We start from the raw sequence: 2,028 nt of genomic DNA on the forward strand, positions 1-2,028 counted from the left end.
AGGAACGCGCCATGCGCCCAGGCGGTCACCGTCGCGTCGTCGAGGCCGGGCCGGGCCGAGATCACGGTGGCGAGTGCGCTGATGGTCAAGGCGGCGGCCGCGAGCATCGCCCCGAGCACCGCCGTGGTGATGGCCGTGCCGGCGTGCGCTGCGCGGCGAAGGACGGCGGCGGCTGCCGCCAGCGCGGCGGCCGATGCGATGAGCAGCAGGCTGCCGACCAGGACGGTGGCGTGGTGGCCGTCGGTGTAGGCGCGGATCGTCGTTGCGGTCGCCCCGGGATGGGGCATCGACTTGTTGGTGATCGCGTAGCCGAGGGTGGTTACGGCGAATGCGGAGACGGCGAGGCGAGCCGAGGTGCGCGGTTCGGTGCGGCGGGTGGTGGCTGTGATGGCGATGGTGGAGGTCATGGTGGTGTCCTTGGCGTGAGGTTCAGCAGGGGGTGGTCAGCAGTTCCATGTTGTGGCCGTCGGGGTCGGCGAAATAGATTCCGCGACCCCCGGTGTCGCTGTTGGTGCGGCCGGGTAGGCGGTGGAACGGGTCCGCGTAGTAGGGCACGCCTGCGGCTTGGATGCGAGCCAGCGCCGCGGTGAAGCGCACAGCGTCGACGGTGAAGGCGTAATGCTGAGGGCGGGGTTCGGCGGTGTCGGCGTAGTCGAGGGTCACGTCGTTATCGAGCCGGACCGGCAGGAACGGGCCGGTGCGCGGACCGACCTCGACACCGAGGATATGGGCCAGAAAGGTCGCTGACGCGGCCTTGTCGGTGGCCCAGATGATGGTGTGGTCGAAGGTGATGCTCATGAGGGGCTGTCCTTGTCCGCGGGTGTGTGGCCAGTTGGTGCGGGTCAATTGGTGATGCGCCCGCCGGCCACATCGACGGTCAGTCCGGTCAGGTAGGACGAGGCTTCCGAAGCCAGGAACAGCGCGGCCTGAGCGACGTCGGTGGGAGTGCCCATGCGGCGCAGCGGGTGCATGTCGGCCACCTGCTGTTTGACCTGATCAGGCATCCGGGCTTCGACGGTCTCGGTCAGGATCGACGACGGCGCCAGGCAGTTGACCCGGACGCCGTGGGGGCCGACCTCGCCGGCCAGATGACGGGCGAGCATCACCAGGCCCGCGTTGGCCACCCCGTAGGCCAGGTTCGCCTGGCCGGGCTGTCGTCCGGCCGAGGACGACATCAGCAGGATCGATCCGCGGGCCCGATCGATCATCGACGGAAGGAAGGCCTGCACGGTCAAGAAAGCCGAGGTCAGTTCGGAATCGAGGACCTCACGCCAGCGCTGCTCGGTGAGCGAGGGTGTCGGCGCGGGGAATCCCTGACCACCCGCGAAGGCTCCGAGCACATCCACCTCGCCCAGCGCGGCACTCACCTCGTCACGCAACCGGGTGACCGCGGCCGCGTCGGTGAGGTCCGCGACGAACGCCTCGGCGGTGCCACCGCTGGCGGTGATGTCGGTAACCACCTGTTTCAGGGCTGTTGCGTCGCGCCCGACGACACCGACCCGTGCTCCCTCTGCTGCCAGCGCACGGGCGGTGGTAGCGCCGATACCGCGGGATCCGCCGGTCACGAGGGCGATCTTGCCGTTGAGGTCAGGGTAGCTGGTCATCACTCTCTCCAATGCTTGCGTTGTGAATACTTGCCTTGCGGATCATCCGCAAGGCAAGTATTGGAGAGAATGTTCCACTTGTCAACTATCTACAAGGCAATCGTTTGGGCTACGCTCGACCAGTGACCGAAGCCCCCAGTGACCGTGACCCCATCACCGTGATGGGGCTGTTGTTCGAGACCCATGAAGGCTTGATCGCCAAACTCGAACCCACCTGGCGCGACCACGGACTGTCCGGCCTGGAGATGAACGCCTTACAGCGACTGAGCCGATCCCCCGGCCGCCAGCTGCGGATGATCGATCTGGCCACCCAAACCGGCCTGTCCACCAGCGGTGTCACCCGACTCGTCGACCGGCTACAACGCAACGGCCTGGTCGTGCGTGAAACCGACCCCGCCGACCGGCGCAACACCTATGCCACGCT

Annotated in this window: 3 protein-coding genes and 1 pseudogene; 1 reads left to right on the forward strand and 3 read right to left on the reverse strand. The window is 67.5% G+C overall.

The genetic code is table 11. The features are described 5' to 3' along the window. The 3 genes and pseudogenes from ACIRRA_RS45865 to ACIRRA_RS45875 form a co-directional block, all read right to left on the reverse strand. Nucleotides 1–407 (reverse strand): annotated as a pseudogene (locus tag ACIRRA_RS45865) (hypothetical protein); the annotation flags it as partial. A 22-nt stretch (nt 408–429) separates the two neighbouring features. Next, nucleotides 430–798 carry a VOC family protein gene (locus ACIRRA_RS45870; RefSeq protein WP_402782411.1) on the reverse strand — a complete coding sequence of 123 codons (369 nt, stop codon included), beginning with the start codon at nt 796–798 and terminating at the stop codon, nt 430–432. A gap of 44 nt (nt 799–842) precedes the next feature. Then, nucleotides 843–1,604 carry an SDR family NAD(P)-dependent oxidoreductase gene (locus tag ACIRRA_RS45875; protein ID WP_402782414.1) on the reverse strand — a complete coding sequence of 254 codons (762 nt, stop codon included), beginning with the start codon at nt 1,602–1,604 and terminating at the stop codon, nt 843–845. A 122-nt stretch (nt 1,605–1,726) separates the two neighbouring features. Here ACIRRA_RS45875 and ACIRRA_RS45880 point away from each other — a divergent pair. Then, nucleotides 1,727–2,028: MarR family winged helix-turn-helix transcriptional regulator (locus ACIRRA_RS45880; protein WP_402782417.1), on the forward strand; the 302-nt coding region annotated here is incomplete at its 3' end.

It is taken from the genome of Nocardia sp. NPDC101769, assembly GCF_044766925.1.
Lineage (GTDB): Bacteria > Actinomycetota > Actinomycetes > Mycobacteriales > Mycobacteriaceae > Nocardia.